Below are 25,971 nucleotides of genomic sequence, written 5' to 3' on the forward strand. Positions count from 1 at the left end.
CTGTTACAGCACCGCCATGGTCGACTGATCAGTGCGTCGTCCAGTCAGTGTCCACAGCACTGGCGCGCATTATTACTTATCATGGCGTCCTCTGCGAATAGTTGTCAGCGAGATTATCCATGCAAATCAGCCTCAAGCCCTGTAAAGACCCCAGCACCCTGGCCAGCGACTGTCTGGTCGTCGTCTGTAACACCCATTTTGGCGATGTCGCCAAAGCCGTAGACCAGGCCACGGAAGGCACGCTGTCGGCGCTGATTGAAAGGGGGGATTTCAAAGGCAAGGTAGGCAGCGCACTGCTGCTGCCAGTGGTCAACGGGCTTCGCGCCAAACGCCTGCTGCTCATCGGTCGCGGCAGTAAAGACAGCATCAGCGACGCCGATTTCGACAAGCTGTTGACGACCATGATCAATACCCTCGACAAGCAGCAGGGTAAAGACGCCTGCGTGTTGTTCGATAACCTGCAGGTTGACGGCCGAAAACCGACGCAGCTTCTGCAGCGCTGCGCGCAACTGCTGGTTGCTGCACAGTATCGCTACACCGAAACACTGAGCAAACCCAAACCGGCCAGTACCCTGCGCCGGGTCACCCTGCAGGGCAGTAATACCGAAGCCAACCGTCAGGCGGTCGATCGCGGCCTTGCCGAAGGCTTGGGGGTGAATGTGGCCAAGCGCTTGGGCGACCTGCCGGGCAATATCTGCACCCCCGACTTCCTCGCCAAGGAGGCCCGCAAGCTGGGCCGCAAATATGAAGCGGTCAAAGTCAGCGTTCTCGATGAAAAGAAAATGCAGCAACTGGGCATGGGATCACTACTGTCGGTATCGGCGGGCAGCGACCAGCCCGCACGCCTGATTGTGGTGGAGTACCAGGGCGGCAAAAAAGGCGATCAACCCCATGTGTTGGTAGGCAAGGGCATCACTTTCGACACCGGCGGCATCAGCCTTAAGCCCGGTGCCAAAATGGATGAAATGAAATATGACATGTGCGGCGCTTCCAGCGTGATGGGCACCATGAACGCCGTCGCCGAAATGGGACTCAACCTGAATGTGGTCGGCATTATCGCCGCTGCAGAGAACATGCCCAGCGGCCGCGCCACGAAGCCCGGTGACATTGTCACCAGCATGTCTGGCCAGACAATTGAAATCCTGAACACCGACGCGGAAGGGCGACTGGTGCTGTGCGACGCCCTCACCTATGCCGGTCGTTTCAAACCCGCTTCGGTCATCGATATTGCCACCCTGACCGGCGCCTGCATCGTCGCACTGGGTAGCAAGGCCATTGGCCTGTACAGCAATCAGGATGATTTCGCTCAGGAACTGCGCGACTGTGGCGAAGCCGCCCGAGACCGCGCCTGGCATATGCCACTGTGGGATGAGTACCAGTCCCAGCTCGACAGCAATTTTGCCGACATGGCCAATATCGGTGGTCCGGAAGCAGGCAGCGTCACAGCCGCCTGCTTCCTGTCTCGCTTCTGCAAAGACTACCGCTGGGCGCACCTCGACATTGCCGGTGTCGCCTGGCGGATGAGTGGCTCCAAAGGCGCCACCGGTCGCCCGGTCGGCCTGCTGTGCCATTACCTGGAAAGCAAGGCGGCGAACTGAGCACTGTGACCAGGATCGACTTCTATATTCTCAACAGCCCCTCACCGGAGGAGGCCCTGCTGTTCTGCTGTCGCCTGGCCGAAAAGGCCTGGCGCAGCGGTCACCGGGTGCTGATCCACAGCGACAACAGCGCCGCCACCGAGCAGCTCGACAAGCTGCTCTGGGACAGTCGCCCCAGCGCCTTTGTGCCCCACTCTACCGACACCGGCGACGCAATCACCCTCTGCCATCCCGGTAACGGCAATACCCCGGCGGAGATGGGCGAGCACTGCGATGTGCTGATTAATACCTCCGCGCATCTGCCCGAGGCATTCAGCCGTTTCCGGCGAATGGCAGAAGTGGTGGTACAACAGGACAAGGCGCTGACCGCATCGCGGGAACGCTATCGTTTTTACAAACAGCGCGGCTACCCGCTGCACAATCACCAGATTGCCTTCTGAGGGCCGACCATGCCGGATCCAGACAACCCCAATGTACCGCTGCTCAGCGAACTGGAAGCCCTGCAAACCCTGTTGAAGGAACAATCTGATCACGACGACATTCCGGTTCTGGATGATATTCTCGAGCCCTCTCCCCGGCTCGCCGAGCGCTTCGGAGAGTCGCTGGACGATGAGTTTGAAACCGAGGAATCGCCTGCCGACTGGGACGAGAATGACCACAGCCGCGAAGTGTTTCTTCAGGCGTTGATCGATGATTTGCTGCCACAAATCGAAGCCGAGCTCCGGCAACGTCTGCTGAAGCTCGACCAGCAACTTCTCGAGCAGTGGTACCAACAGAGCCGCCGCCCCTAAGGCTTTGCCCCGACAAGCAAAAACTCAGTATACTTAGCCCCTTTTCTCGACGCTGCCGCCCTGGCGGTGTCGCGCTCAGCCAGTGCCAATTCAGCCAGTGCCAATACGGAAACCCATGGATAAGACATTTCAGCCCAGCGATATCGAAACTAAGTGGTACCAAACCTGGGAGCAAAACGGCTATTTTGCTCCCGGCGGCACAGGGCCGTCCTACAGCATCATGATTCCGCCGCCCAATGTCACGGGCAGCTTGCACATGGGCCACGCCTTTCAAGATTCCATCATGGACGCACTGATCCGCTACCAGCGGATGAAAGGCAGCAACACACTCTGGCAAGTAGGCACCGACCACGCCGGCATCGCCACCCAAATGGTTGTGGAGCGAAAACTGGCTGCGAAGGGCCAGACCCGCCACGATCTCGGCCGTGAGGCGTTTCTGAACAAAGTCTGGGAATGGAAAGAAGAATCCGGTGGCACCATCACCCGCCAGCTTCGCCGTCTGGGCGCCTCCGTGGACTGGGACCACGAGCGCTTCACCATGGACGAGGGCTTCTACAAAGCCGTTCAGGAAGTCTTCGTTCGCCTGTATGACGACAAACTGATTTATCGCGGTAAGCGTCTGGTCAACTGGGACCCGAAATTGCACACCGCCATTTCAGATCTGGAAGTGGAAAATAAAGACGAAAACGGCCACCTCTGGCACTTCCGTTACCCACTGGCCGATGGCGCGCAAACTGCCGAAGGTAAACATTACCTCGTCGTCGCCACTACCCGTCCGGAAACCATGCTGGGGGATACCGCCGTCGCCGTGAATCCGGCCGATGAGCGCTACGCCTCTCTGGTTGGCAAGTTTATCGAGCTGCCGCTGGTCGGTCGCCGCATCCCCATCGTGGCCGACGACTACGTCGATCGCGAATTCGGCACCGGCTGCGTAAAAATTACTCCCGCGCACGATTTCAATGACTACGCGCTGGGCCAGCGTCACAAACTGCCCATGATCAACATCATGGACAAAGACGCCGCCATCCGCGCCGAAGCCGAGGTCTTCAACAGCGACAGCAGCCCCAATACCGAACTCGACGCCAAGCTGCCAGAAGCCTATGCCGGCCTCGATCGCTATGCTGCCCGCAAAGCCATCGTGGCTGATTTCGACAGTGCGGGACTACTGGAAAAGATCGATGATCACGCGCTGAAAGTGCCTCGTGGAGACCGTTCCGGACTGGTCATTGAGCCGCTGCTGACCGACCAGTGGTTTGTTGCCACGCAAAAACTGGCCGAGCCCGCCATTGCCGCCGTCGAAGATGGCCGCATCCAGTTTGTGCCCAAACAGTACGAGAACATGTATTTCAGCTGGATGCGCGACATTCAGGACTGGTGTATTTCCCGCCAACTGTGGTGGGGGCACCGCGTGCCGGCCTGGTACGATGCCGACGGCAATATCTATGTAGCACGCACCGAGGAAGAGGCTCGAAGCAAATACAATCTCGCTGCCGACCTGCCGCTGAATCAGGACGAAGATGTCCTCGACACCTGGTTCAGCTCCGCGCTGTGGACCTTCGGCACACTGGGCTGGCCAGAAGCCACCGAGCGCCTGAAAACCTTTCACCCCACCGATGTACTCGTAACCGGCTTCGACATTATCTTCTTCTGGGTGGCGCGCATGATCATGATGACCATGCACTTCATGAAAGACGAAGACGGCCAACCACAAGTGCCCTTCAAAACGGTTTACGTGACCGGTCTGATTCGCGACGAGCAGGGTCAGAAAATGTCCAAGTCCAAGGGCAATGTACTCGACCCGCTGGATATGATCGACGGCATCGAGCTGGACAGCCTGCTGGAAAAACGCACCGGCAATATGATGCAGCCGCAACTGGCGGAGAAAATCGGCAAGGCCACCCGCAAAGCCTTTCCAGAAGGCATTGGTGCCCACGGCACTGACGCCCTGCGTTTTACCCTGTATTCACTGGCCTCCACCGGACGCGATATCAACTGGGATATGAAGCGCCTGGAGGGCTACCGCAACTTCTGCAATAAAATCTGGAACGCGGCGCGCTATGTGCTGATGAATACCGAAGGCGAAGACTGCGGCGTCAACGATGAGGCAGTGGAACTGAGCCTGGCCGACCGCTGGATCATCGCCCGCCTGCAGCAGGCCGAGCAGCGCGTGGCCGATGCCATGACGAGCTACCGCCTCGACCACGCCTCGCAGGAAATCTATGAATTCGTCTGGAACGAATACTGCGATTGGTACCTGGAGCTGTCCAAACCCGTTCTCTGGGACGACAATGCCTCGGCCGAGGCCAAACGCGGTACTCGCCGAACACTGATTCGTGTGCTCGAAGCCACGCTGCGGCTGGCTCACCCTTTTATGCCGTTTATCACCGAAGAGATCTGGCAACGTGTGGCGCCGATTGCCGGTACCGTCTCGGGCGAAGGTCCTCACAGCATCATGCTGCAGGCGTATCCGCTCGCCAACGTGAACGCGATTGACGAACAGGCACTGTCAGATGCCGAATGGCTGAAAGCGGTGATCACCGCCATTCGCAATATTCGCGGTGAAATGAATGTTCCGCCATCCAAGGCATTGAATATCATTCTGAAAAATCTGGGTTCTGATGATCAGCGGCGTCTGGACGATAACCGGCAGTTCCTCACCAAACTGGCCAAGCTCGAGAGCATCCAGGTCTTGGGCAGCGGCGAGGAAGCCCCCATGGCGGCCACGCAGTTGATTGGCGACATGGAGCTGCTGGTTCCCATGGCCGGGTTAATCGACAAGGATGCCGAACTGGGTCGATTGGACAAAGAGCTGGCGAAGCTTGAAAAGGATATCCAGCGCCTGGCTGGCAAGTTGGGCAATCCGGGCTTTGTCGACAAGGCACCGGCGGCTGTTGTAGAAAAAGAGCAGGACAAGCTGCAGGCGCAACAGCACCAGCGCGACCGCCTGCAGGCCCAGCGCCAGGCCATCGCCGAACTGTAATGCGACCCTGTTCACGCCTTTTCGCCGCCATTTCGCGCGAAAAGGCGTAGACAAGCCTCGCGCAATCGTTATAGTAAACAGCAGTCTGGCACAACAATCCGATTTAGCGTGATGTTTGCATCGCTTTGCACAGCCCACCCAGCGTGGTTCCCGAAGCAGGCGGGCAGTTTAAAACTGTCGGCATCACCCTCCTATCCTTTCCCCCTTTTCACCCAAACTGCCTCAGTGATTGGCGCCAAACCGGCCGCCCCACTGAAGCTACTGCCCCACCCCGCCCATCATCAAGAGGATCTGTAATGAGCGAACGTGTAACCGGGACTGTGAAATGGTTTAACAACGCCAAGGGTTTTGGCTTTATCACGCGCAATGAGGGAGATGATGTATTCGTACATTTCCGCTCAATTCGCGGCGATGGCTACCGGACGCTGGACGAAGGCCAGAGTGTCGAATTCAATCTGGTTGAAGGCCCGAAAGGCCTGCAGGCTGAAGACGTTCTGAAAGTCTGATCAGCCAGCATTCAGCAAGCGCTGCACCTCACCGCAAAGCCGTGAGGGCAACAAGGGATTGATGTACACCACGCCAGGTGGCGCGGTAACCGGTCCACCAGCGGGGCAAAGCTGCAGACTGATCAATTTAACGGACTCCTGCTCCAGCGCTTCTGGCAAGGCATTGACGGCATCGCTGACAATCAGCGTTTTTGCCGCCGGGTTCAGTTTGACGGTGTCGATATGAGTCGCGTACCGGGCCCGCCACCCCTTCCGGCCCAATGCCGCCGACACCGCCAAGCGCAGGGTGTCGTTATTGATGACCACCCATAGGTGGCTGGCATCATGGTCTGGCAAGGCGGTCTCTGAATCCTCGCGCTCCTCGAAGCCGTCAATGGGGAGCAAAACCTTGAAGCAGCTTCCCTGCTGCTCAGCAGCATCAACGCTGATCTCGCCCTCCATCAGCGACACCAGTTTTTCTGCGACCGCCAGCCCCAGACCGACGCCACCAAAGCGTCGACTATGCGAGCTCTCCGCCTGAACGAAAGGACGGAACATATCCCTGCCAATTTCCTCGGGAATGCCGACGCCGTTGTCGCGAATCTCAAACGCGACAGCAGCCCAGCCATGCTGATGTTTCTCCGACTCATTAACAGGGCGGGCAAGCAGTTCTATCTCCCCCCTGGGTTTGCTCTGAGCGGAAAATTTGATGGCATTTTCGAGCAGGGCAATCAGTAGCTGCCGCACACGCAAAGGGTCCAAACAAATACGCTCAGGCATGCAGGGATCGAGATTCAATATCAGTTGCTGACCATTGCTCATTACCTCATCCGCAAGCCCCAGCAAAACCCCTTCCAGATAATCTTGCAGCATAATCTGCTCGACCTGCAGGGTGACACTGCCAGTCTCGAGCATTGAGTAATCGAGCACCCGGTCCAATATGGCCAGCAGCGACTGGGATGAACGACCAATGGTATCGAGCATCAATTTTTGCTCGCTGTTCAGCGGCGATCGCTGTAGCAGATCCGTCATTCCCACAACGGCGTTCATCGGCGTTCTGAATTCGTGCCCGACTACCGACAGAAACGCCGACCTGGCTTTATTCGCCTGTTCCGCTTCAGCTTCCGCTGCTTCCAGCTTCATGCTCATCAGCCGCAGCCGATCTTCGACGCTGTGCTTATCTGCCGCCAGCTGCCGTGTGGTCGTTTTGGCAGCGGTAATATCGCCATGCACGCCGACCATCCTGATCGCACGGCCATCGGCGTCACGCTTCACCGCCGCGCGGCAGCTGACGTCAACAATCGCGCCATCGCGGCGCTGTAATTGGTGTTCACAGGTAAAAAGCAGACTCTTGCTGCGCAGAAAATCTTTCATGATTTTCTTCAGCTTCCGCTGTTCTGGCTCGGGGATACAACTGAGCAGCACGCGTTTGGTATCGGACTCCGCGACATTGCCGCCGATCCCCACCATCGCCAGCCAGCCCGGACTGAGATACAGCTTGTCAGCGCGCATATCCCAGTCCCAAATACCGTCGCGCGATGCCATCACCGCCAGGTCAAAGCGCTGTTGGCTATACAGAAACTGTTCGTGAAGCAGGTATTGGTCACCAACGTCCCGCAGTGTCACCAGCAGCCTTGGCCCCATGGGCCCGGCATCAAACCAGCTAAGCATCAGCTCCACCGGCACATCGCTGCCGGAATGGCTGACCATCATCAACTCCTGACCTTCCGCTTTCCCTTCAGCATCGCGCACATTGCGCAACAGGCGCTGGTATTGGGGTTGGAAGCGAGGGGAAATCAGACTCTCGATATCCCGCTGAGTAAGTTCTTCACGATCAAAGCCCAACAATTGTGAGGCGCTGTCGCTGACAGCACACAGCTTGCCCATATCATCGGCGATCAATACCGCGCCAGGAATCGCGGCCAGCATGCGCTGACATCGCTGTCGCTCCTCGTGCAGGGCCTTATCCAAGGCCATTACCCGGCGACGCTTGCTGATAAGTAAAGGCACGGCAACCAATCCCGCCAACGCCATGAGAACCAGCACACCCAGCAGCCAGAATTGCCGATTAAGTGCCGCCGACAAGGCGATTTCCGTATTGAGGACCGCGTCGGTATTTTGTTGCTGCAACAGCATCAGGCTATCGTTGACGGCCTGCTGGTCGAGCCTGGGATTCAATGGAAACTCGGCTGACTCGCCGATGCGATAGCCACCATACAGTGACAACAACGCTCCCAGCGTGGTGGTTGCGGCAGGATCTGCACCGGCGTCGCGCAGCGCGCCGAGAGATTGCTCCGCCTCGCGGAGCTGCTGCTGCAGACGCTGAAAATCGCCGAACTCCGGACGAGCCAGTTCTTCATGGAAATGGCCAATCACGCCCCCCCGCTCAAGCAGGCGATCAAGCTGTTGAAAATGCTCGGCAAATGCCTGTTGCTCGAGGATGCGTGCCTGTATTTCAGACTTTGCTGACTGGTTGTAAAGACCTGCGACAATAGCAAAAACAACCCCCAGTACACAGACGACAGCAAGCGTCGCCACCACCTTTCCGGCAATGCGATCAGCGAACACCCTTTCTAAACCGCCACAGCGGATTGTCATTGATACTCCCCTGTCAGCTTCCCTGCGCAACACATTGCCAAGGGCTTTTTTGATATAAAGCATCATCCCTTGGGGCGTCCAACGATAGAATGCGTAATTCCACTAACGGGTGCCTCGCAAACAGTGCGTATTAACACCGTGTATAGTCAGCATTCTGCTTAAAATAGCTGAGCAATGGCCGGAGGCAAGAAGCCGTCCTCCCTCGCCCAAAAAACCAACATATATGACGAGGATATCGCTATGTCTGCTCCCTACCGCGTGGCCCTGATTACCGGCTGCTCCAGTGGCCTCGGCGAAGCCCTGGCACGAGAATGCCTCGACCAGGGTTACCACGTTATCGCCACTGCAAGGCGCCCTGAGCATATTTCTCTCGACCACCCCCATTTGCACAAGCGAGCCCTGGACCTGAACGACGCTGAGCACCTCGCCGCCATGAGCCAACAGCTTGTCGAGGAATTTGGGGAGTTAGCACTGCTGATCAACAATGCCGGTTACGGCTTGATGGGCCCCTTGCTGGAAGTGGACCCCAGCAAGCTTGCCGCACAGCTGCAGACTAACAGCATCGCCCCGCTGGAACTGGTGCAAAACCTGCTGCCGATGTTAAAGCGCGGCAGCACGGTGGTGAATATCGGCAGCGTTTCTGCGCATCTTGTCACCCCGTTCGCGGGCAGCTATTGCGCCAGCAAAGCCGCCCTGCACGCGCTGAGCGATGCCCTGCGGCTTGAGCTGGCCCCGTTCGGCATTCGCGTCATGGTCGTCAGAGCAGGTGCAATACGCTCACGCTTCGCCGACCGGGCCGAAACTGAACTCCAGACACCAAACGCGCAAAGCCCCTACGCCAGCCTGAGTGATGCCATTGCTGAACGGGCCCGCCTCTCCCAGAAAAGTGCCAGCGATGCCTCAGAGGTCGCACGGGACATTCTGGCCGCGGCACAACGGGACAACTGCCCTGCCTACATTGGGGTCGCCAAAGGCAACCGTATGTTGTACCGCCTGAGCAAGCTGCCCGCTGAGCTGCGCGACCGCATTCTGAGCCGCCGCTTTGGCCTGAGTCGTCTCAGCGGCGACGAACTGCGCCGCTGATGCTATAATGCGCGTTTTGCGGTATTGCTCAACAGCTTTGCAATGCCCTGTTTTTATTAACGATTTGGTTTTTTATCCGCATGCTTTTAACAATTAGACTGATCACCGCTGCCTTGCTTGCCGCTCTGGCGGTGTTTTCCTTATCACAACTGAATATCGCCGTTACCAGCGCCCTGCCAGCGGCGGTTATCTTTGCGGCCATTTTAGCCGCCACGCTTGTCTCACCTCGCCTGCCCGCGCTGCTGGATGCGATGGCCAGCACTCGCGAACGCGGCACAGTCAAATGGTTTAATGTCAGCAAAGGCTACGGCTTTATCACCCGCGAGAATGGCGATGATGTCTTCGTTCACTTTCGCGCCATACGTGGAAAAGGCCGAGGACGTCGCAGCCTGATGGAAGGCCAGGTCGTGGAATTTGTGCTGACCGAAGGGGAAAAAGGCCCCCAGGCAGATGAAGTTGCGATTATCGACAAAGGCTGATTGCCAGTAGGGCATCAGTAGTGTGGCGGGCGCTCCATTTGAGCGGCCAGCCCCGGCTCGCTGATTCCCCGCTCTTCCATGGCGTCGCGCATCTGGCGACTCATACGGGCGAGCTGTTGCAGTTGCTGGCGCAGCAGCCGTATTTCGGCATCCTGCTCTGTTACCCTGATATCCAGCGCTGTCAGCAAATCTTCCTGAAAAGCGAGCTGGGTTTGAAGATCAATCATTTGTTGCTGCTCGTCAGCCGTCATCACCACTCTCTCTTTCTAAAGCTATGGAACACAGCGCTATCTGGATAATTCGGCGCTAGTATACCGATCCTGAACCTTTTTGCCCGGGAAGCTGAAGTTTATGTCACGTCTTGTCTACTCCACCGACCAGGGACGTCTCTGCCCTGAGTGCTCGCAACCCCAGTCCCAATGTCGCTGCAAGACACTGGAAAAACAAGCCGACGCGGAAGCACGTCGCGGCGACGGCATCGTGCGCATCTTTCGCGAAACCAAGGGTCGCAAAGGGAAAGGGGTCAGCCTGGTGAAAGGACTGGATCTCGACGACGCTGCGCTTAAAAAACTCGGCAAGGAGCTCAAACAGAAGCTGAGCATCGGCGGCGCGGTTAAAGATGGCTGCCTGGAGTTTCAGGGCGACCAGCGCAGCGCACTAAAAACCTTGCTCGAAGCCAAAGGCTACACGGTTAAACTCGCCGGCGGCTGACACTCTCGCGACGGAGACCACATAAATCAGTGGTCCGCAGAGACACCGCCATCCGAGGCAAACCATGCGGCTGAGGGATCGCTGAGGCAGTCTGCCCCCGTCGCCGCCCCGACAAACATTGGCCCCGTAAAATCGGTCCGGCTGGGGCGTATTTCATTCCAGTCCGCCACGATTTTACGGTAGCTGAAGCGCCACTCACCCTGTCGCTGCTCGTAGCGATCCAGATAGCGACCACCAACGACCAGCTCTTCCATCCCTTCCTCACCCGGATAACGGTGATAGGCCTGGCAATACACCTCACCCACCGCCGTGTCGCCGCTAATTTCAATCAGGTGATTGCTCACGGAATGCACCGTGGCCTCCATGGCTTCGAGCATCTCGGGTAGCCACGCAATGAAATCGCCAGCCAGCCCCTTAAACATCGCACCGTGGTCATCGATAGCATCGGGGTGGTAGAGCGCAGACAAAGCGGCGTAGTCTTTTCGGTCAATCGCCCGACAGTAACGCAGCACCAGGTCACGAATGGCCTCTCTCGCCTGGAGTTGCTGCAATACTTCACTCTCGCCTGCCATTGCTCACCTCTGCGGATCGATCAACTTTTTATACCAGCGCCCGAACATAGCACAGCACTGCCACGCGCCACACTCTTCCGGCGAGCAATCTGCTAGCCTTAGCGATCAACACAATAACGAGAGCAACTATGAGCACACAATTTGGCGAAACGGTGGAAGTCGGCATCGTCACCAACAATTTGGACGCGATGCGGCACTTCTACGGTGAATTACTGGCATTGCCGCTGGAGGGCAGACTGGAGTTTCCCGGCGGCAGCATGGAGCGCTACCGCGTTGGCGGCAACATCATCAAGCTGGTGAACTACGGCGACGACACCCCCGCCAAGGGCGTGCCCGGTGGCGGCTATGCCGCCTGCGGCTACCGTTACTTCAGTCTGGCGGCAAACGATCTGACGGCAACCGTGGCCCTGTTGAAAGCAGCCGGCACCGACATCGCATTAGACGTCACCCCGTTTGGCGGCGGCATCGGCTTTGCCTTTGTTTGCGACCCCGATGGCAATTGGATCGAGCTGTTTGGCGCCTGCTAAGCGGCAGCGATACCGTATTTGCGCATCTTCTCGATGAGTGTTGTCCGCCGCAGCCCCAACCGCTCGGCCGCGCGACTGACGACCTGTCCAGAGGCTTCCAGCGCCTGCGTGATCCGGCGCCGCTCCAGTGCAGCGAGTTCTTCCTTCAGCGATAGCCCAGAGTCAGGCGAAGGTAGCTCGCCGCCGCCAGACGGCGCGGTCCACGCTGAGAGATCTCCGCGACAATACCCCGGCAAGTCATGCACGCCAACGAGCTTGTCGGGGTAGCTCACCGCCAGTCGCTCCAACAGATTAGCCAGCTCACGTACGTTCCCCGGCCAATCATAGCCCTGCAAGGCATCCAGCGCGGCAGGCGTGAACCGGGGCAGTGGCAAGCCCTCTTCTGCCAGGCGTACCGACAGGCTGTCGATCAAGGCTGGAATATCCTCGCGGCGCTCAGAAAGTGGCGGTATAGAAAGTGGAAAAACGTTGAGGCGATAATAAAGATCTTCACGAAACTGACCGTCAGCAATCATCGAGGGAAGATCGCGGTGCGTCGCCGCAACAATCCGAACATCTGCCGTACGGCTCTCACAGGAACCGACCCGCTCAAAACTCCGCTCTTGAATAGCACGCAGAATTTTCACCTGCATATCCAGCGGCATATCCCCTATTTCATCCAGAAACAACGTACCGCCATGGGCGAGTTCAAAACGCCCCGCCCGACTGGAAATCGCGCCGGTGAATGCGCCTCGTTCATGACCGAACAGCTCTGACTCCAATAACTCTCGGGGAATAGCACCACAATTGATGGGTACAAACGGTCCCTGCGCGCGCTCAGACATACGATGAATTGCCCGAGCAACCAGCTCCTTGCCCGCTCCGGAAGGGCCGGTAATCATTACCGTAACGGGCTTGCCCGCGAGCTGCGCCACGGTATTTCTCAGTTGTCGCATGAGCGGACTGATGGCCACCAGTCCATCGCGGTGATCGCCCGTCTGAGGCCCGTTTTCGTTCAGCAGGCTCTGCAACCGAGATAAGCCCTCCAACAGTGAGGGGTACTCCGGTGCCACTACCGTGCCCACACAACGGGGCAACAGCGACGCCAACTCGGGCTCGGCAAGTCCTGGCAAGCTGGCATCCAGCAAAGACTCGCCGCCCTCCGCCAGCAACACCGCATCGGCGTCGCCCCGTTCAACCAGCATCAAGCCCGGCAGACCGATAGCCTCCAGCAACTGCCGGTAATACGCCTGTCGAGCTGGAGACGCTGCGATAAATAGCTGAACAGCACAATGGGCCATAGGAATGATCGGTGAGCACAATGAAGCCGTCATTTTATTGACTCACCAAGGGAAAAACAGCCCCAACCGGCAACAAACCGTCATTTTAACGACACTTCACACTCAGGGCGTCAGCGTCTCCAGCCAGCATTCAAGTTCCGTCGCGGGCATCGGCCGGGCAAAATAGAAGCCTTGCATCTGGTCACAGCCCAGCGACTGCAGGGCCTGCCAGTCCGCAATGTCTTCAACCCCTTCGGCCACAACGTCCATCTTCAACGTGTGAGCCAACTGCGTCACGGCGCCGACAACGGCCGCCTTCTCGGTCTCCTGACTGATCTGCCGAACAAAGCTGCGATCGAGTTTGACCGCAGTTATCGGGAAACGCAGCAGGTAACTGAGGGAACAGTAGCCTGTCCCGAAATCGTCCAGGGAAATCCCCAGACCCAGGGCCCGCAGTGCTCCCAGGGCATCCCCCGCCAGCTGGCTGTCGATCAATACGCCTTCGGTGATCTCAAGCTCAATGCGCGAGGGCTCCACCCCGCTGCGCCGCAGTTGGTCCGCGCAGTGGTCGACAAACCCCGGCGTTCGCAATTGCCTGGCCGATACATTCACTGACAGCTTGCATTGCGCAAGGGGCCCTTGCTTCCAGGCGACCAGTTGCTGACAGGCCTGCTCGAACACCCAGTCGCCAATTTCGACAATCTGACCGCTTTCCTCTGCCAGAGGGATAAAGGTTGCCGGCGGCACCATCCCCATCTCGGGACTGTTCCAGCGCAGCAGGGCCTCCAGCGCCAGAAGACGACGGCCGTCCGCCGACACGCGAGGCTGGTAGAACAGCGAAAACTCGCGCCGCATCAGTGCCTGTTTCATACCATCGAGATACTGCAGACTCTGACTCAAGCGCGGCATCATATCCGGCAGATAATAGCGGCTGCAGCATCGCCCGGCGGCTTTGGCCTCGTGCAATGCCAGATCCGCCTGTTGAATCAGCTCCCGAGCAGTGTCTCCCGACCGGGAAACACTGATACCGATACTGGCCGCGAGATATATGGCTTGTCCATTGTGCAGAAACGGCTCGTTAAACAGTGCCAGCAGTTCATCAGCCATCGCATCGACGGTTTCCCTGCAGACCGACTCCTCCTCTGCTACACGGAAAAACAGACCGAACGAGTCCGCGGCCAGGCGACCCAGGCCTTTTTTCCTGCACCCGGCCCCCTCAAAATAGCCCGCCGCGAGGCTATCGAGCATATCGTCGGTAGGCGTACCGCAGGCCTTAAAGTGCTCACACAATCTCGCCGCCAACAAACGCAGCAGTTCATCGCCAGCGTCATGGCCAAGGACATTATTTATGCGACTGAAGTGGTCAATATCGAAGTAGAAAAAGGCGACCTTGCTGCTGCCGCCTTCGGTTTCAGCAAGCAGCTCATCAACACAGCGTTCGAGCAGCACCCGATTCCGCAAGCCGGTCAGCGGATCGTAATAGGCCATCCGCGTGACCTCACGCTGGTTCTGGTAGCGTTCGGAAACATCGACGCAAAGCCCGTTGATCTGCAATAGCGGGCCATCACTGCGCGTCAGCTGCATTTCCACCCAGCGCCACTGACCATCGTCATGATGCCAGCGATAATGACAGAACGATTCCTGACCATCGCTTATCGCCTGACGAAAACTGTTGGTAATGCGTTTCAAATCCGCAGCAGGTACGCGCGCCGATAGCGATCGGGTCAGACTGATGGGGTCGAGCTGACTGTGTTCCAGCCCCTCCAGGCCAAACACTTCCCCGTTAAACATGCGAAAGCGCTTGTTCTCCAGGTCGTAATGCCAGTGAGCGATCTTGAGCATCCGGCGCGCCTGGTCCTGCACAACCTGCGCATCGCGCATCACTGCCAAATGCCGACGGTCCTCGACCAGGCGCCGCAAACCGTGCAGCAGCGAGGCGAGATGAAAACAGGGTAGCAGCAGATCAGCCCCGGCCTGACTCAGCGTTTCGAGCTCACTCCCGGCACCCTCGCCCTCCGCCAGAATAACCAGCAGCGGCAGGTCGCGCTCTTGAGCGCTGCGGCACAGTGACTGCTTCTCGGCAAGGGAAAATTCCGCAGCAATGACCACCGCATCGCAAGCCGGTGTGTCCTCGCTGCTATCGAGCGCCGTCGCCACGTGCACCGACATATCTGGCGGAAGATCTGTTGCGCACAGCGGTATGTCACTACCGGCTGGTGCAATCCACCACAGCACTATCGCGGATCGTTTATCAGGGTTCCAAAAATCAGGAGGCATTACCACTTGCTCCATGCACCCACTTACCCAGGCTACATCTTGTATGTGAGTTTTTTGTTATCACGCAAGTCACGTTACACAGGCGCGCCGCAAAATCATAGCGCGACGGCAAAAAGAAAAGAAGCCAAACTGCCGCTTCGCGATAAGGCATCAAGGGCTTGCCCACCCGAGAGCCATGCTGCAAAATCGCAGCGTTTCAGCTATTTCCCAACAGGATCAACCATGTCAGACAGCCAACCGGTGTACTACCTCACCTGGGATGAATTGCACCGGGACACCCGCAACCTCGCCCGAAACCTAACAGACAAATCATGGCGCGGCATTATCAGCATTGCCCGCGGCGGTCTGGTACCCGGCGCCATCCTGGCAAGAGAACTTAATCTGCGTGTGGTGGATACTCTCTGCATCGCCAGTTACGACCACGACCAGCAGGGTGATATCCAGATTCTCAAATCCGTGGACGGCGACGGCGACGGCTACCTGCTTGTCGATGATCTGGTCGATACTGGCGGCACCGCCAAAATCGCCCGACAGTTATTGCCCAAAGCCACGTTTGTCACCATCTACGCCAAACCGCAAGCCCGTGATCTGGCGGAGCATTACAGCCGGGAATTCGCCCAGGAAACCTGGATTCACTTTCCCTGGGATATCGAGCATTGCTACAGCGAGCCTCTGGTGCGCTGAGCCTTTGCCCTGTCAGGCCGTACAAAGTAAACTCTCGGCCTCGCAATTTCTGCCCCGGTGGCACAGCTGGATAGCGCGGCCCCCTCCTAAGGGGCAGGTCACAGGTTCGAATCCTGTCCGGGGCACCACTTCTCCTTCATTCACATCCGCAGTTCGTTGACGCCTGCAGCCAATCACGCATGCTCTCCGCCTCTTCCCGATAGGTTCTCCGCTCGGCCCTATCCAGGGCACAAAACCGCAAGGCATTCATCAGATAGCGATCCAGCCGCCCCGGCAACAGTGACGCGCCCGGCGTACAACAGATGTGATGCCAGTGCAGCAGTTGCCGGGCAGCATCCCAATGAAGCAGCTCTCCATTGGGATTGAGGGTATAGGCCAAAATGGCAGAATCAGGCAGTACCGGCCCACAGTCTACCGAGCGGGCAACAACAACAGCCGTCGCCGCATCCGGGTACCCGAGGGAGACTAACTGACGGTAATAACGCGGCTGCCCAAGACCGAGATCAAACGTTGCCCAGCAGAGCTGATGCTGCTCGACCCCATCACCGGGCACTATCGAAACGGCTTCGCTCTGCCCACCCAAGAACGCCGGATACCAGGGTAACGCTGGCTGCGACGCCGTGTGGTAAAACAGCTCGGCCAGCCGAGTGAGCGTCCCCTCATGCTGCCCGCTGATAGCGATATGCGTGTGATACACATGGCTCTTCAGGCCACTCAGCCACTGCCGCTCAGTCCTGCAGCGGTCAATTTCCCGATGTCGTTGTTGCATGGCTTGCGCCATCGTGTGCATGGCCCTGAACGACTGCGGCGCCTCGGCTACAGCCTCATCCAGAGAGCATTCCCAAGCGTCCATTCTTTCAGGGCCACTGATAGGCCACTTCCACTCCGTAGTGGCGCGGAGGCAGCGGCGCTTTCGTTGTTGTACCGAGATTGTCTCCCAGTGCAACACCGCCGCCAAAGTAGACGTCATCCTTGAGGTTGTTCACATACGCGCTGATTCGCCACTGCTCATCGGGCAACCAGTTCACACGAGCGTTGTAAAGCTCCTGCCCACCCAGTGTGGCGCCTTCATAAAGACTGGCCATGGCATCCAGCCCCACAAAGATCTCGGAGCGATAGGAATAGTGCAGACGCGGAATGATCAGCCCCACCGGTGTCATAAACTGGTATTGAATAGCGATTGAACGCGTGTGCTCTGGCACCACGGCAAAAGGCTCGTCGCTGCGATCGAATTGTGAGCCATCGGCAAGAAACACCGTGTAGTCACGATAATAGGCGTCGGTGTACCCCGCGTTGGCATCGATCCGCAGCGCATCCAGTACCAGCGTCGCCTCCAGCTCCGCCCCCTGAACGATCGCCGCACCGGCATTGTCGAGAAACAGGATCACATCCGTCGGTCCACCCGGCCCCGTTTCCGCCTGCTGAACCTGAATCTGGTCGTAGTCCATGCGGTATACCGCGCCATTCAGCCGCAGGCGCGAACCCAGTGCATCGATCTTGAAACCGAGTTCCGTGTTATTGACGATCTCAGGCTCAAAGGCATTCAAGCGCCGTCCGCGCAGGCCGATCCCCCCGGATTTATAGCCTTCGCTGACGGTTGCATAGGCCATAAAGCTGTCGATAGCCAGCGCGTCCATCCAGGCGCCCCGGCCAAAATACGTCAACGTCGCCGCCGGAGACAGTTGCTCAAAAGCCAACGACGTTTCATTAATCTCCGGGTCAAGAAACGGGATCGGCTGCGCAAAGTCGATGCCATCGAAGACCACTCGCGGCACCGGCGCGTAGATACCTCCCTGTGCGTGAATCAGCCCTTCGCGCATACCAAAAGCCGCAAAATCAGGGTTGTAGAGAACAATCTCCCGCTGCTTGTCATCTTCGGTGTAGCGCAGGCCCAGCGTCAGTTGCCATGACTCGGTAAAATCGTAACTCCCCTGTATAAACACCGCCCGAGTTTCATTTTCGATATTGCTCAGATTGACCGACGCCGACAGCAGCGGAAACACCAGATTGTCAGTCAAGTCGCCAATCGGCCCCAGGTCCGGAAATAAGCCGCCGGGCAACAGGCTGCCCGCCAGAAAAGTCGGCGGAATACCCAGGACGCCGTTGGCGCCGATAATCTGCGGATAGGGAAAGCCCTTGATGCTCTCCGTGGAGTAAAAGGCACCGAAGGTCAGATCGAGCTTATTGTCGAAAAACCGGCCATTGGCCTTCAACTCCTGACTGAGTTGATAGCGCGCCTCATCACCGGGATCAATGCCGGAAGCGCGCAGTGCCTTGGTCGCATATTTTTCACCGTTGTGTACCAGACTGAAGTCGCTGGCATCCACATCTTCCTGCTTACCCAGATCATATTGACGGCTGTAGGCCGTTATCGATTCAACATCCAGGCTCTCGCCGCGCCAGCGCCAGGTCATTGCGTGCAGTTCAGAGGTCTGCTTGTAAAAACTGGCCTCGGCATTAATGGCCACCTTACGCTGCTCGGCGAGATCTTCCTGCGCCGCGCAGCGCTGAGCGTAGTTATCACTGGCACCGGGAATGAAGAAGGTGGCAGCCGCCGCATCGGGGTTAATGACCTCGCAATTACTGCCCTGCCCCTTTTCATCCTGATGACTCCAAAACGAAAACCAGTCCAGCGTTAGGTGATCAGAAATATCCCACAGAAAGCGCCCCGCAATCGCCTGCCGATCCTCATCGGCAAACACGCTGTTGTCCGCGATATTTTCAAAATAGCCATCGAGTCGACGCACGGAGGCACTGAGGCGAAGCGCCATATTGCGTCCCTCAACAGGGATATTCACGCTGGCTTTGAGATCTTCCCGCCCGTAATTACCCACGGTAACGGTGGTCGCCCCTTCCCAGGCATCAAAGGACGGGGCCTTTGTGGTGACCAACATCGCGCCACCGGTATTGTTTTTGCCAAACAGCGTGCCCTGTGGGCCGCGCAATACCTGAATGCTGGCCACATCCACCGCGTCGAGGAGCTGGGAATCCTGTCGAGCAATAAAAATACCGTTCAGGTATTGCCCTACGCCGGGGTCCAGCTCCGGCGTCGAGGCACGCTGGCCAATGCCACGCACAAAGATCGCCTGACTTTTCGTGGCGGTAGGCGCCACCTGCAAGTTCGGCACAATATTCTTGATATCCGCCAGGGTACTGATCCCCGAGCGCTCCAAGTCACTGCTACCCAATGCCGATACCGACACCGGCGTATCCTGCAGGCTTTCCTCCCTGCGCCGCGCCGTGACCACCACTTCTTCAAGTTGTGCCATGACCGGCGAAGAATACAGGGGTGCAACGGATAGTGAGCACCACGCTGCCGTCGATAATAGCGACGACAAAAACACAGCTCTTTTTGTCACTGAGGCCTCTCTTATTATTATTTATCACACACTCTCAATGACACACATTTACACGAACGCGAATTAACATCCAGCTCCGTACGTAACGGACCGATGAAAACCGACGGGGGTCTACATTGACATACTGCCTCAGAATGCCGGAACGAGCAGAAATGACAGACGAAAAAAACCCCGGCAGGACAAACACTGCCGGGGCTAATACGGAGAGATAATCGCGACGGGGCCGTAACGTCAGAGAGAGGGGGTAGACATCGCCCCGCCGCGACATGACTTAACAATAATCATTCTCATTTTTATTTGCAAGCAATTTGCAAAAAATATTTTCAAACTCAGGGCTCAATCTCGATCAACACCTCACCTGGCGTCACGCGGTCCCCTTTGGCGACGTGAATATCCATAACAGTACCGGCGATAGGTGCCTGTACCTCCGCTTCCATTTTCATGGCTTCGGTTACCAGCACCGCCTGCCCCGCCTTGACGACATCGCCCTGTGCGACCAGTACATCGACAATATTGCCCGGCATATTGGTAGTCACGTGGCCCGGCTTGCTGGCCTGCTTGCGACCACTGCCACCTTCAGCCTGGTATTCATTCAGCGCCTCGAACACCACCTCCTCAGGCATTCCGTCGAGGGTCATATAAAGATGCCGCTTGCCTTTACCCTTGATACCGACGCCGGTAATCGCGACCTGATAGCTTTCGCCGTGAACATCGATGACAAACTCCGTAGGCACACCACCCTCGCTGACGGGACGCGGTGTCTCGGCAGCAGATTCCAGCACCTCGGGTTGCAGCGTGCCATCAGCGCGCTGCTGCAGGAAGCCCCACCCCAGATCCGGAAACATGGCATAGGTCAGCACGTCTTCTTCACTGTCGGCCAGCCCAGCAATTTCACCGCGCAGCTTATCCATTTCATTGGGCAACAGGTCTGCGGGACGCACATCAATCACGTCCTCGGTTCCAATCGCCTTGGCGCGCAGCTCTTCATTAACCTGCCCCAATGCCGCCCCGTAGTGCCCCTGCAAATAGCGCTTCACCTCATTGGTGATGGTGGTGTAGGGCTTGTCGGCCAGAATATTCATCACCGCCTGAGTACCGACAATCTGGGAGGTCGGGGTGACCAGAGGCGGATAGCCCAGGTCTTTGCGCACACGGGGAATCTCGGCAAACACATCGTCGATACGATTCAGCGCGCCCTGCTCTTTCAACTGGTTCGCCAGATTCGACATCATGCCGCCGGGCACCTGATTAATCTGCACGCCGACATCTTCACGGGTGAATTCACTTTCAAACTGGTGGTATTTCTTGCGCACCACCCACAGTTTTTTGGCAATGCCCTGCAAGGCGGTCAGGTCCAGCCCCGTGTCATAAGGCGTACCTTTCAGCGCGGCCACCATGGTTTCCGTGGCGGGATGGCTGGTGCCATTGGCAAACGCGGAAATCGCCGTGTCGATCACATCCACACCGGCTTCCACGGCTTTGAGCTGGCAGAGACCGGCGAGACCGGACGTCATATGCGAGTGCAGCGCCAATGGCAGGTCGAACTCGGCTTTCAGCGCCTGCACCAGCTCCTCAGTAGCCGTGGGTGTCAGCAAGCCGGCCATATCCTTAATCGCGATGGAATCGATGCCCATGTTCACCATATCCCGCGCCTGCTGGACAAAGGTCTCAGTGCTGTGCACCGGGCTGGTGGTGTAGCAAATGGTGCCCTGGGCGTGCTTACCGGCCTTTTTCACTGCCGCGATGGCAGTTTCCAGATTCCGCACATCGTTCATGGCATCGAATATCCGAAAGATATCCATACCGTTGTCGGCAGACTTCTGTACAAAGGCCGACACCACATCGTCGGCATAGTGGCGGTAACCCAGCAGGTTCTGACCGCGCAGCAGCATTTGCAGCGGCGTGTTGGGCAAGGCCTCACGCAATTTACGCAGCCGCTCCCAGGGATCTTCCTTCAAAAAGCGCACGCAGGCGTCGAAGGTGGCGCCACCCCAGACTTCCAGCGACCAGTAGCCGACGGCATCCAGCTCGGCGCAGACCGGCAGCATGTCTTCGGTGCGAAGGCGCGTCGCGATCAGTGACTGATGGCCATCGCGCAATGCCACATCGGTGATTTTCACAGGCTTGGCAGAAGATGGTGAAGAAGAAGTCATGGTGCGTTCCTTTACTGTTTGCACGGGTATTCGCTGACGGCAGAAAAATTTAGAGTCCGGCATGGGCGGCTATGGCTGCCGCCACCGCCAGTGCCAGTTCTTCGGGCCGGGTTTTATCGGAGTAATGGGTCAGCTCCGGGTGGTTCTCGACAAAGCTGGTATCGAAATGCCCTGCCCGAAAATCCGGATGTTTCAGAATTTGCTGGTAGTACGGCGCGGTCGTTCGCACCCCCTGAACCCGCATATCGTTCAGGGCCCGGGCGCCGCGATTCAGGGTCTCTTCCCAGGTCAGCCCCCACACCACCAGTTTCAGACACATGGAGTCAAAATACGGCGGAATACTGTAGCCGGTGTAAATCGCCGTGTCGGTGCGCACACCGGGGCCACCGGGTGCGTAATACCGGCTGATTTTGCCGAAGCTGGGGAGAAAATCGTTTTTCGGATCCTCGGCATTTACCCGAAATTGCAGGGCGTAGCCGCGATAGCTGATGTCTTCCTGCCGATAACCCAGCGTGAGCCCGGAGGCAATGCGGATTTGCTCGCGCACAATATCCACACCGGTAATCTGCTCGGTAATCGTGTGTTCAACCTGCACACGGGTATTCATTTCCATGAAGTAAATCTGGTTGTCAGCCAGCAAAAACTCCACGGTCCCGGCATTTTCATAGCCCACGGCCTCGGCGGCGCGCACGGCCAGCTCACCAATATAACTGCGCTGTTCCGGAGTGAGCTGCGGTGACGGCGCGATCTCAATCAACTTTTGATTGCGGCGCTGAATCGAGCAGTCGCGCTCATAGAGGTGAATCACATTGCCGTGACTGTCGGCGAGAATCTGCGCCTCGATGTGACGCGGATTAACGATGCACTTTTCCAGAAAAACATCGGCGCGACCGAAGGCTTTGGTCGCCTCCGAGACCACACGGCCAAACTGCCGACGCAAGTCGTCTTCGCTGTCGCAGCGGCGAATACCTCGCCCACCACCGCCGGAGGTTGCCTTCAGCATGACGGGATAGCCGATCTGCGCCGCGACGTCGACAGCTTCGTCAACACCGGCCAGATTGTCTTCCGTCCCCGGTGTGACCGGCACGCCCGCCTCTTTCATCGCCCGGCGCGCTTCGGTTTTGTCCCCCATGCGACGAATCACTTCAGCGCTGGGCCCGATAAAGGTAATCCCTCGCTCGGCGCAGATTTCCGCCAACTCCGGATTCTCCGACAAAAAACCGTAACCGGGATGGAGGCCGTCACAGCCGGTCTCCACCGCCAGTGCCACCAGTTTTCGGGGATTGAGATAGCCTTCCAGTGGATCGCTGCCCACATTGTAGGCCTCGTCAGCACGCTTGACGTGCAGAGAGAAACGATCGGGCTCGGTGTAAATCGCCGCCGAGCGAATACCCATTTCGGCGCAGGCCCGAACGATACGCACCGCAATCTCACCGCGATTGGCAATGAGGATTTTTTTCAACATTCGCGCACTCCCTTCAACGCTGGCGGGCCGACCGAGGGTCGTCCAGCCCTTCACTGCTTCCTACCCTAAACAAAAGCTGACACAATAAAAAATTAATAATAGTTTGAGTATTTATAAGCAATTACTTATGAGCAACCCTCTCACCAACGTGGCACAGGGCATCGACCAATGAAACTCAGCTACCTGCACCGACTGACACTGCGCCAGGTCGATGTGTTTCTGGCCGTTTGCCGCCACCGCAGCTATTCCAAAGCCGCCAGCCAGCTCGCCCTGACGCAGCCCGCTGTCAGCAGCCAGATCCGCAGCCTGGAAGACCTGATCGGGCACGCCTTGTTCGATTACATTGGCAAACAGCTCTACCTCACCCCTGCCGGAGAACTGCTGGAACAGGCGGCCAGAGACATCAAGCAAAGACTGGTCCACCTGGAAATTGAATTGGCAGAAATGCACGGCCAGCTATCGGGCACACTGAACATTGCGATTGAAAGCAGCGCCGAATACCTGCTGCCCCGCTATATTCTGCCGTTCTGCCAAAAATACCGGGAAGCCGACATCGTGCTTCATGTAGAAAATCACCAGCGTCTGATGACCCGGCTCAAGAAAAACCTCGATGATCTCGCCATCATGACCCAGGTACCCGGCGACCGCAGTCTGAACTACACACCGTTTGCCGAACACCAGCTACTGGCCGTTGCCCGACCCGACCACCCACTGGCCAACAGCCAGCAACTGAGCCTGCTGGACTTGATGGAATACCGGCTGCTGCAACGGGAACCCGGTTCCGGTACACGCCAGATCTTTGAGAGTTTCTGTCGGGAAAACAGCCTGCTGATCCGGCACAGCCGCCAACTGGGCAGCCACCAGGCTATCCTCGCCGCACTGGAAATGCCCGGCGAAAACAGTGGCGAGTACGCCGTGCTGCCGCGACCGCTGGTCGACGAAAAAGTCCATACCGGCGCCCTGGTCAGGCTCCCGGTCAGCAGCTTTCCCATCCGACGCTCATGGTGCAGCGCCTACCCCAGAGGCAAGCATCTCAACCCGCTCGCCAGTGCGTTTCTGGACGCCCTGCATCTGCCAACCGCTGGTTTAGAGGGCACCGGGCAATAAGCCGTTTCGGGAACCCGGTGTGACCTCCCCGGTCTCAGCCTGCGAGGCCGGCGCCGTCATTCACCGACCGATGCGGCCATAACAGTATCGCCAACAGGAGACACTATGGGTCGCATCCCCCGGATCACACTGACCACTCTGCTACTCATCAGCGCCGCAACAAGCCTGGCTGCTGACTACCGTTTCAGCGACAGTCACCTACATATCGTTGATTTTTTCCAACAGGGTGAACCCCTCGATGCTCTGCTGGAACAAATGGATGCACACCATATTGAGCACGCCATGATCAGCGGCATTCCACTGATGAAAAAATGGCATGAGGACGAGCCCAAGCGCCCGCGCTATTACAGCGGCGACAACGGCGGTCTTTACTGGTATAGCGCGACAGATAACTACCTCATTGAGGCGCTGAGCGAACTTGAGGAAACGGATCGTCAGCGCCTGCATCCTTTTCTGGTGGGCTTTAACCCCACCGACAAAAATGCCGCTGAACAGATAGAAAAGTTACTGCGACTGTACCCCGGCATTTGGCAGGGCATTGGCGAGATCCTCACCCGTCACGACGATTTGACCGCTCTCACGCAAGACGAACCTGCCCGCGCCAACAGCGAGGCGATGCACCGCATCTACCGGCTCGCGGCACGCCATAATCTGCCAGTGCTGCTGCACTCGAACATCACATCCAAGCGTGAACGCAACCCGCTGTATCTGGAAGAATTGCAGGAAGCGCTGAGTGAACACCCCAAGGTGAAGATCATCTGGGCGCATGCGGGCACCAGTAAAACCCTGCATCGCTATCAGGGAAAAATGGATTTCTTGCTGCCGACGGTAAAAGCCCTGCTGGCCGAACACGATAATCTCTATATCGACCTGTCGTGGACGGTATTGCAGCCCTATCTGCTCGACGACAAGAAGCAGCCCGACCCGCAGTGGCTGGCATTGGTCAACGCCTATCCGACGCGATTTTTAATCGGCTCGGATGCGCTGGGCAGCTACGACAGCATCGGCGAAAAGCTTGAGGGCTTCACCCCGTTTCTGGATGCCCTGCCCCGCGATATCGCCGACGGACTGGCAGGAGAGAACTTTCTGAGCCTTCTCCCGGACCCAGTTCGACTGACAGACGACTAGCGATGCGCCGCTTGATCGGCCTCACCGAGATACAGATTGATACGGGAAAACTCCTCCGACTCCGACAAGTCGGGAATGGTCGTCGCATGCTGAAACTGGATATGCCGATAGCCCGGCACCGAAAAGTTCTTCACCCGAGAATCGGCCACCAACACGGTGTCTGCCCGCTGACGGAAACAATCCAGCAGCGGGAGGTTGGCGCGGTCATACAGTACATCCGCGACCAGAATCACATCGTAATGCCGCTCATCGGCAAAAAAATCAGCGCTGTACTCCAGCTCGACGGCATTCAGTTCGGCATTGAGATAGCTGGACAATATGGCGTCGGGGTCCAGATCACAGGCCACGACCGAGGCCGCTCCGGCTTTGGCCGCCGCAATGGCCGCGACCGCAGAACCACAACCAAAATCCACCACCGACTTACCTCGGACTAACTCGGGATGATCCAACAGATAGCGCGCCATGACCTGCCCGCTGCCCCAGCAAAAACACCAGTAGGCGGGGTAATTCATAATGCGCTGAATCTGCTCACTGTCCAGCAGGTGCTGCGGATAGCATTCATCCAGCAGCCAAAGCTGCAATTCCGGCGCCAACGGCAAGGTTTGCGCACTCAGATCGGCGCCGGGAATAAAGTCGCGCAGGCGCGACTGCAATTGCTCGAAACTGTTCACAATAGCTGTTTACAATACCTCTATCCGGCAAGGTCGTTTTCAGG

22 protein-coding genes and 1 tRNA gene are annotated in these 25,971 nt (G+C 57.7%); 13 read left to right on the forward strand and 10 right to left on the reverse strand.

What is annotated here, in order from left to right; all coding sequences use genetic code 11:
• Positions 1-119 precede the first annotated feature (119 nt).
• The 5 genes from G411_RS0102305 (at position 120) to G411_RS0102325 (ending at position 5,875) form a co-directional block, all read left to right on the forward strand.
• Positions 120-1,598 carry a leucyl aminopeptidase gene (locus G411_RS0102305; RefSeq protein WP_022957556.1) on the forward strand — a complete coding sequence of 493 codons (1,479 nt, stop codon included), beginning with the start codon at positions 120-122 and terminating at the stop codon, positions 1,596-1,598.
• Positions 1,599-1,603: 5 nt separating this feature from the next.
• A complete protein-coding gene (locus tag G411_RS0102310) occupies positions 1,604-2,038 on the forward strand; it encodes a DNA polymerase III subunit chi (protein ID WP_022957557.1) in 435 nt (144 codons plus the stop codon).
• A 9-nt stretch (positions 2,039-2,047) separates the two neighbouring features.
• Positions 2,048-2,389 carry a hypothetical protein gene (locus G411_RS19025; RefSeq protein ID WP_022957558.1) on the forward strand — a complete coding sequence of 114 codons (342 nt, stop codon included), beginning with the start codon at positions 2,048-2,050 and terminating at the stop codon, positions 2,387-2,389.
• 115 nt (positions 2,390-2,504) lie between these two features.
• Positions 2,505-5,369 carry a valine--tRNA ligase gene (locus G411_RS0102320; protein ID WP_022957559.1) on the forward strand — a complete coding sequence of 955 codons (2,865 nt, stop codon included), beginning with the start codon at positions 2,505-2,507 and terminating at the stop codon, positions 5,367-5,369.
• Between the two features lie 296 nt (positions 5,370-5,665).
• Positions 5,666-5,875, forward strand: a complete 210-nt coding sequence (locus tag G411_RS0102325) for a cold-shock protein (RefSeq protein ID WP_022957560.1) — start codon at positions 5,666-5,668, stop codon at positions 5,873-5,875.
• On the opposite strand, the gene G411_RS0102330 is transcribed toward G411_RS0102325, so the two are convergent.
• Positions 5,876-8,452 carry a PAS domain-containing sensor histidine kinase gene (locus G411_RS0102330; protein ID WP_022957561.1) on the reverse strand — a complete coding sequence of 859 codons (2,577 nt, stop codon included), beginning with the start codon at positions 8,450-8,452 and terminating at the stop codon, positions 5,876-5,878.
• A gap of 240 nt (positions 8,453-8,692) precedes the next feature.
• Between G411_RS0102330 and G411_RS0102335 the strand changes: the two genes are divergently transcribed.
• Positions 8,693-9,535 carry an SDR family NAD(P)-dependent oxidoreductase gene (locus tag G411_RS0102335; protein ID WP_022957562.1) on the forward strand — a complete coding sequence of 281 codons (843 nt, stop codon included), beginning with the start codon at positions 8,693-8,695 and terminating at the stop codon, positions 9,533-9,535.
• 251 nt (positions 9,536-9,786) lie between these two features.
• Positions 9,787-10,014, forward strand: coding sequence for a cold shock domain-containing protein (locus G411_RS22320; protein ID WP_037508630.1), 228 nt, complete (start codon positions 9,787-9,789; stop codon positions 10,012-10,014).
• Positions 10,015-10,028: 14 nt separating this feature from the next.
• On the opposite strand, the gene G411_RS0102345 is transcribed toward G411_RS22320, so the two are convergent.
• The gene (locus G411_RS0102345) at positions 10,029-10,265 is read right to left on the reverse strand and encodes a SlyX family protein (RefSeq protein WP_022957564.1); all 237 of its coding nucleotides are present in this window, start codon (positions 10,263-10,265) and stop codon (positions 10,029-10,031) included.
• A 100-nt stretch (positions 10,266-10,365) separates the two neighbouring features.
• Between G411_RS0102345 and G411_RS0102350 the strand changes: the two genes are divergently transcribed.
• Positions 10,366-10,725 (forward strand): SUI1 family translation initiation factor, encoded by a 360-nt coding sequence (locus tag G411_RS0102350; protein WP_022957565.1) that lies wholly within the window; start codon positions 10,366-10,368, stop codon positions 10,723-10,725.
• Between the two features lie 26 nt (positions 10,726-10,751).
• Here the strand turns inward: G411_RS0102350 and G411_RS0102355 are convergent, their stop codons facing one another.
• Positions 10,752-11,297: a nuclear transport factor 2 family protein gene (locus G411_RS0102355; RefSeq protein WP_022957566.1), complete on the reverse strand. Its 546-nt coding sequence runs from the start codon at positions 11,295-11,297 to the stop codon at positions 10,752-10,754.
• A 128-nt stretch (positions 11,298-11,425) separates the two neighbouring features.
• Here G411_RS0102355 and G411_RS0102360 point away from each other — a divergent pair, with 128 nt between their 5' ends.
• Positions 11,426-11,824, forward strand: a complete 399-nt coding sequence (locus tag G411_RS0102360) for a VOC family protein (protein WP_022957567.1) — start codon at positions 11,426-11,428, stop codon at positions 11,822-11,824.
• Here G411_RS0102360 and G411_RS19030 read toward each other — a convergent pair.
• A complete protein-coding gene (locus G411_RS19030) occupies positions 11,821-13,137 on the reverse strand; it encodes a sigma-54 interaction domain-containing protein (protein WP_084495214.1) in 1,317 nt (438 codons plus the stop codon). The genes G411_RS0102360 and G411_RS19030 overlap by 4 nt on opposite strands.
• Positions 13,138-13,206: 69 nt before the next feature.
• Positions 13,207-15,318, reverse strand: a complete 2,112-nt coding sequence (locus G411_RS0102370; protein WP_169530603.1) for a putative bifunctional diguanylate cyclase/phosphodiesterase — start codon at positions 15,316-15,318, stop codon at positions 13,207-13,209.
• 264 nt (positions 15,319-15,582) lie between these two features.
• Between G411_RS0102370 and gpt the strand changes: the two genes are divergently transcribed.
• Positions 15,583-16,044, forward strand: coding sequence for a xanthine phosphoribosyltransferase (gpt, locus tag G411_RS0102375; RefSeq protein WP_022957570.1), 462 nt, complete (start codon positions 15,583-15,585; stop codon positions 16,042-16,044).
• Between the two features lie 51 nt (positions 16,045-16,095).
• A tRNA-Arg gene (locus G411_RS0102380) sits at positions 16,096-16,172 on the forward strand.
• 8 nt (positions 16,173-16,180) lie between these two features.
• Here G411_RS0102380 and G411_RS0102385 read toward each other — a convergent pair.
• From G411_RS0102385 to G411_RS0102400, 4 genes are all read right to left on the reverse strand, one after another.
• Positions 16,181-16,897: a hypothetical protein gene (locus tag G411_RS0102385; protein WP_022957571.1), complete on the reverse strand. Its 717-nt coding sequence runs from the start codon at positions 16,895-16,897 to the stop codon at positions 16,181-16,183.
• A gap of 4 nt (positions 16,898-16,901) precedes the next feature.
• Positions 16,902-19,403 (reverse strand): TonB-dependent receptor, encoded by a 2,502-nt coding sequence (locus tag G411_RS0102390; RefSeq protein WP_157581097.1) that lies wholly within the window; start codon positions 19,401-19,403, stop codon positions 16,902-16,904.
• Positions 19,404-19,732: 329 nt separating this feature from the next.
• Positions 19,733-21,556: a sodium-extruding oxaloacetate decarboxylase subunit alpha gene (oadA, locus tag G411_RS0102395; protein WP_022957573.1), complete on the reverse strand. Its 1,824-nt coding sequence runs from the start codon at positions 21,554-21,556 to the stop codon at positions 19,733-19,735.
• A gap of 49 nt (positions 21,557-21,605) precedes the next feature.
• Positions 21,606-23,021, reverse strand: a complete 1,416-nt coding sequence (locus G411_RS0102400) for an acetyl-CoA carboxylase biotin carboxylase subunit (protein ID WP_022957574.1) — start codon at positions 23,019-23,021, stop codon at positions 21,606-21,608.
• 168 nt (positions 23,022-23,189) lie between these two features.
• On the opposite strand from G411_RS0102400, the gene G411_RS19035 reads away from it, so the two are divergent.
• Both G411_RS19035 and G411_RS0102410 read left to right on the forward strand, forming a co-directional pair.
• The gene (locus G411_RS19035; RefSeq protein WP_022957575.1) at positions 23,190-24,128 is read left to right on the forward strand and encodes a LysR family transcriptional regulator; all 939 of its coding nucleotides are present in this window, start codon (positions 23,190-23,192) and stop codon (positions 24,126-24,128) included.
• Between the two features lie 105 nt (positions 24,129-24,233).
• Positions 24,234-25,256, forward strand: coding sequence for an amidohydrolase family protein (locus tag G411_RS0102410; RefSeq protein WP_022957576.1), 1,023 nt, complete (start codon positions 24,234-24,236; stop codon positions 25,254-25,256).
• On the opposite strand, the gene G411_RS0102415 is transcribed toward G411_RS0102410, so the two are convergent.
• Positions 25,253-25,927 carry a 50S ribosomal protein L11 methyltransferase gene (locus G411_RS0102415; RefSeq protein WP_022957577.1) on the reverse strand — a complete coding sequence of 225 codons (675 nt, stop codon included), beginning with the start codon at positions 25,925-25,927 and terminating at the stop codon, positions 25,253-25,255. The two genes, G411_RS0102410 and G411_RS0102415, sit on opposite strands and share 4 nt — an antisense overlap.
• Between the last annotated feature and the right edge of the window lie 44 nt (positions 25,928-25,971).

The sequence above is a fragment of the Spongiibacter tropicus DSM 19543 genome, assembly GCF_000420325.1.
Lineage (GTDB): Bacteria > Pseudomonadota > Gammaproteobacteria > Pseudomonadales > Spongiibacteraceae > Spongiibacter > Spongiibacter tropicus.

Excerpts from the sequence above, each read along its gene's own strand:
- G411_RS0102305 (WP_022957556.1), top strand. The coding sequence starts at position 120 with ATGCAAATCAGCCTCAAGCCCTGTAAAGACCCCAGCACCCTGGCCAGC.
- G411_RS19025 (WP_022957558.1), top strand. The coding sequence starts at position 2,048 with ATGCCGGATCCAGACAACCCCAATGTACCGCTGCTCAGCGAACTGGAA.
- G411_RS0102320 (WP_022957559.1), top strand. The coding sequence starts at position 2,505 with ATGGATAAGACATTTCAGCCCAGCGATATCGAAACTAAGTGGTACCAA.
- G411_RS0102325 (WP_022957560.1), top strand. The coding sequence starts at position 5,666 with ATGAGCGAACGTGTAACCGGGACTGTGAAATGGTTTAACAACGCCAAG.
- G411_RS0102330 (WP_022957561.1), bottom strand. The coding sequence starts at position 8,452 with ATGACAATCCGCTGTGGCGGTTTAGAAAGGGTGTTCGCTGATCGCATT.
- G411_RS0102335 (WP_022957562.1), top strand. The coding sequence starts at position 8,693 with ATGTCTGCTCCCTACCGCGTGGCCCTGATTACCGGCTGCTCCAGTGGC.
- G411_RS22320 (WP_037508630.1), top strand. The coding sequence starts at position 9,787 with ATGGCCAGCACTCGCGAACGCGGCACAGTCAAATGGTTTAATGTCAGC.
- G411_RS0102345 (WP_022957564.1), bottom strand. The coding sequence starts at position 10,265 with ATGACGGCTGACGAGCAGCAACAAATGATTGATCTTCAAACCCAGCTC.
- G411_RS0102350 (WP_022957565.1), top strand. The coding sequence starts at position 10,366 with ATGTCACGTCTTGTCTACTCCACCGACCAGGGACGTCTCTGCCCTGAG.
- G411_RS0102355 (WP_022957566.1), bottom strand. The coding sequence starts at position 11,297 with ATGGCAGGCGAGAGTGAAGTATTGCAGCAACTCCAGGCGAGAGAGGCC.
- G411_RS0102360 (WP_022957567.1), top strand. The coding sequence starts at position 11,426 with ATGAGCACACAATTTGGCGAAACGGTGGAAGTCGGCATCGTCACCAAC.
- G411_RS19030 (WP_084495214.1), bottom strand. The coding sequence starts at position 13,137 with ATGACGGCTTCATTGTGCTCACCGATCATTCCTATGGCCCATTGTGCT.
- gpt (WP_022957570.1), top strand. The coding sequence starts at position 15,583 with ATGTCAGACAGCCAACCGGTGTACTACCTCACCTGGGATGAATTGCAC.
- G411_RS0102385 (WP_022957571.1), bottom strand. The coding sequence starts at position 16,897 with ATGGACGCTTGGGAATGCTCTCTGGATGAGGCTGTAGCCGAGGCGCCG.
- oadA (WP_022957573.1), bottom strand. The coding sequence starts at position 21,556 with ATGACTTCTTCTTCACCATCTTCTGCCAAGCCTGTGAAAATCACCGAT.
- G411_RS0102400 (WP_022957574.1), bottom strand. The coding sequence starts at position 23,021 with ATGTTGAAAAAAATCCTCATTGCCAATCGCGGTGAGATTGCGGTGCGT.
- G411_RS19035 (WP_022957575.1), top strand. The coding sequence starts at position 23,190 with ATGAAACTCAGCTACCTGCACCGACTGACACTGCGCCAGGTCGATGTG.
- G411_RS0102410 (WP_022957576.1), top strand. The coding sequence starts at position 24,234 with ATGGGTCGCATCCCCCGGATCACACTGACCACTCTGCTACTCATCAGC.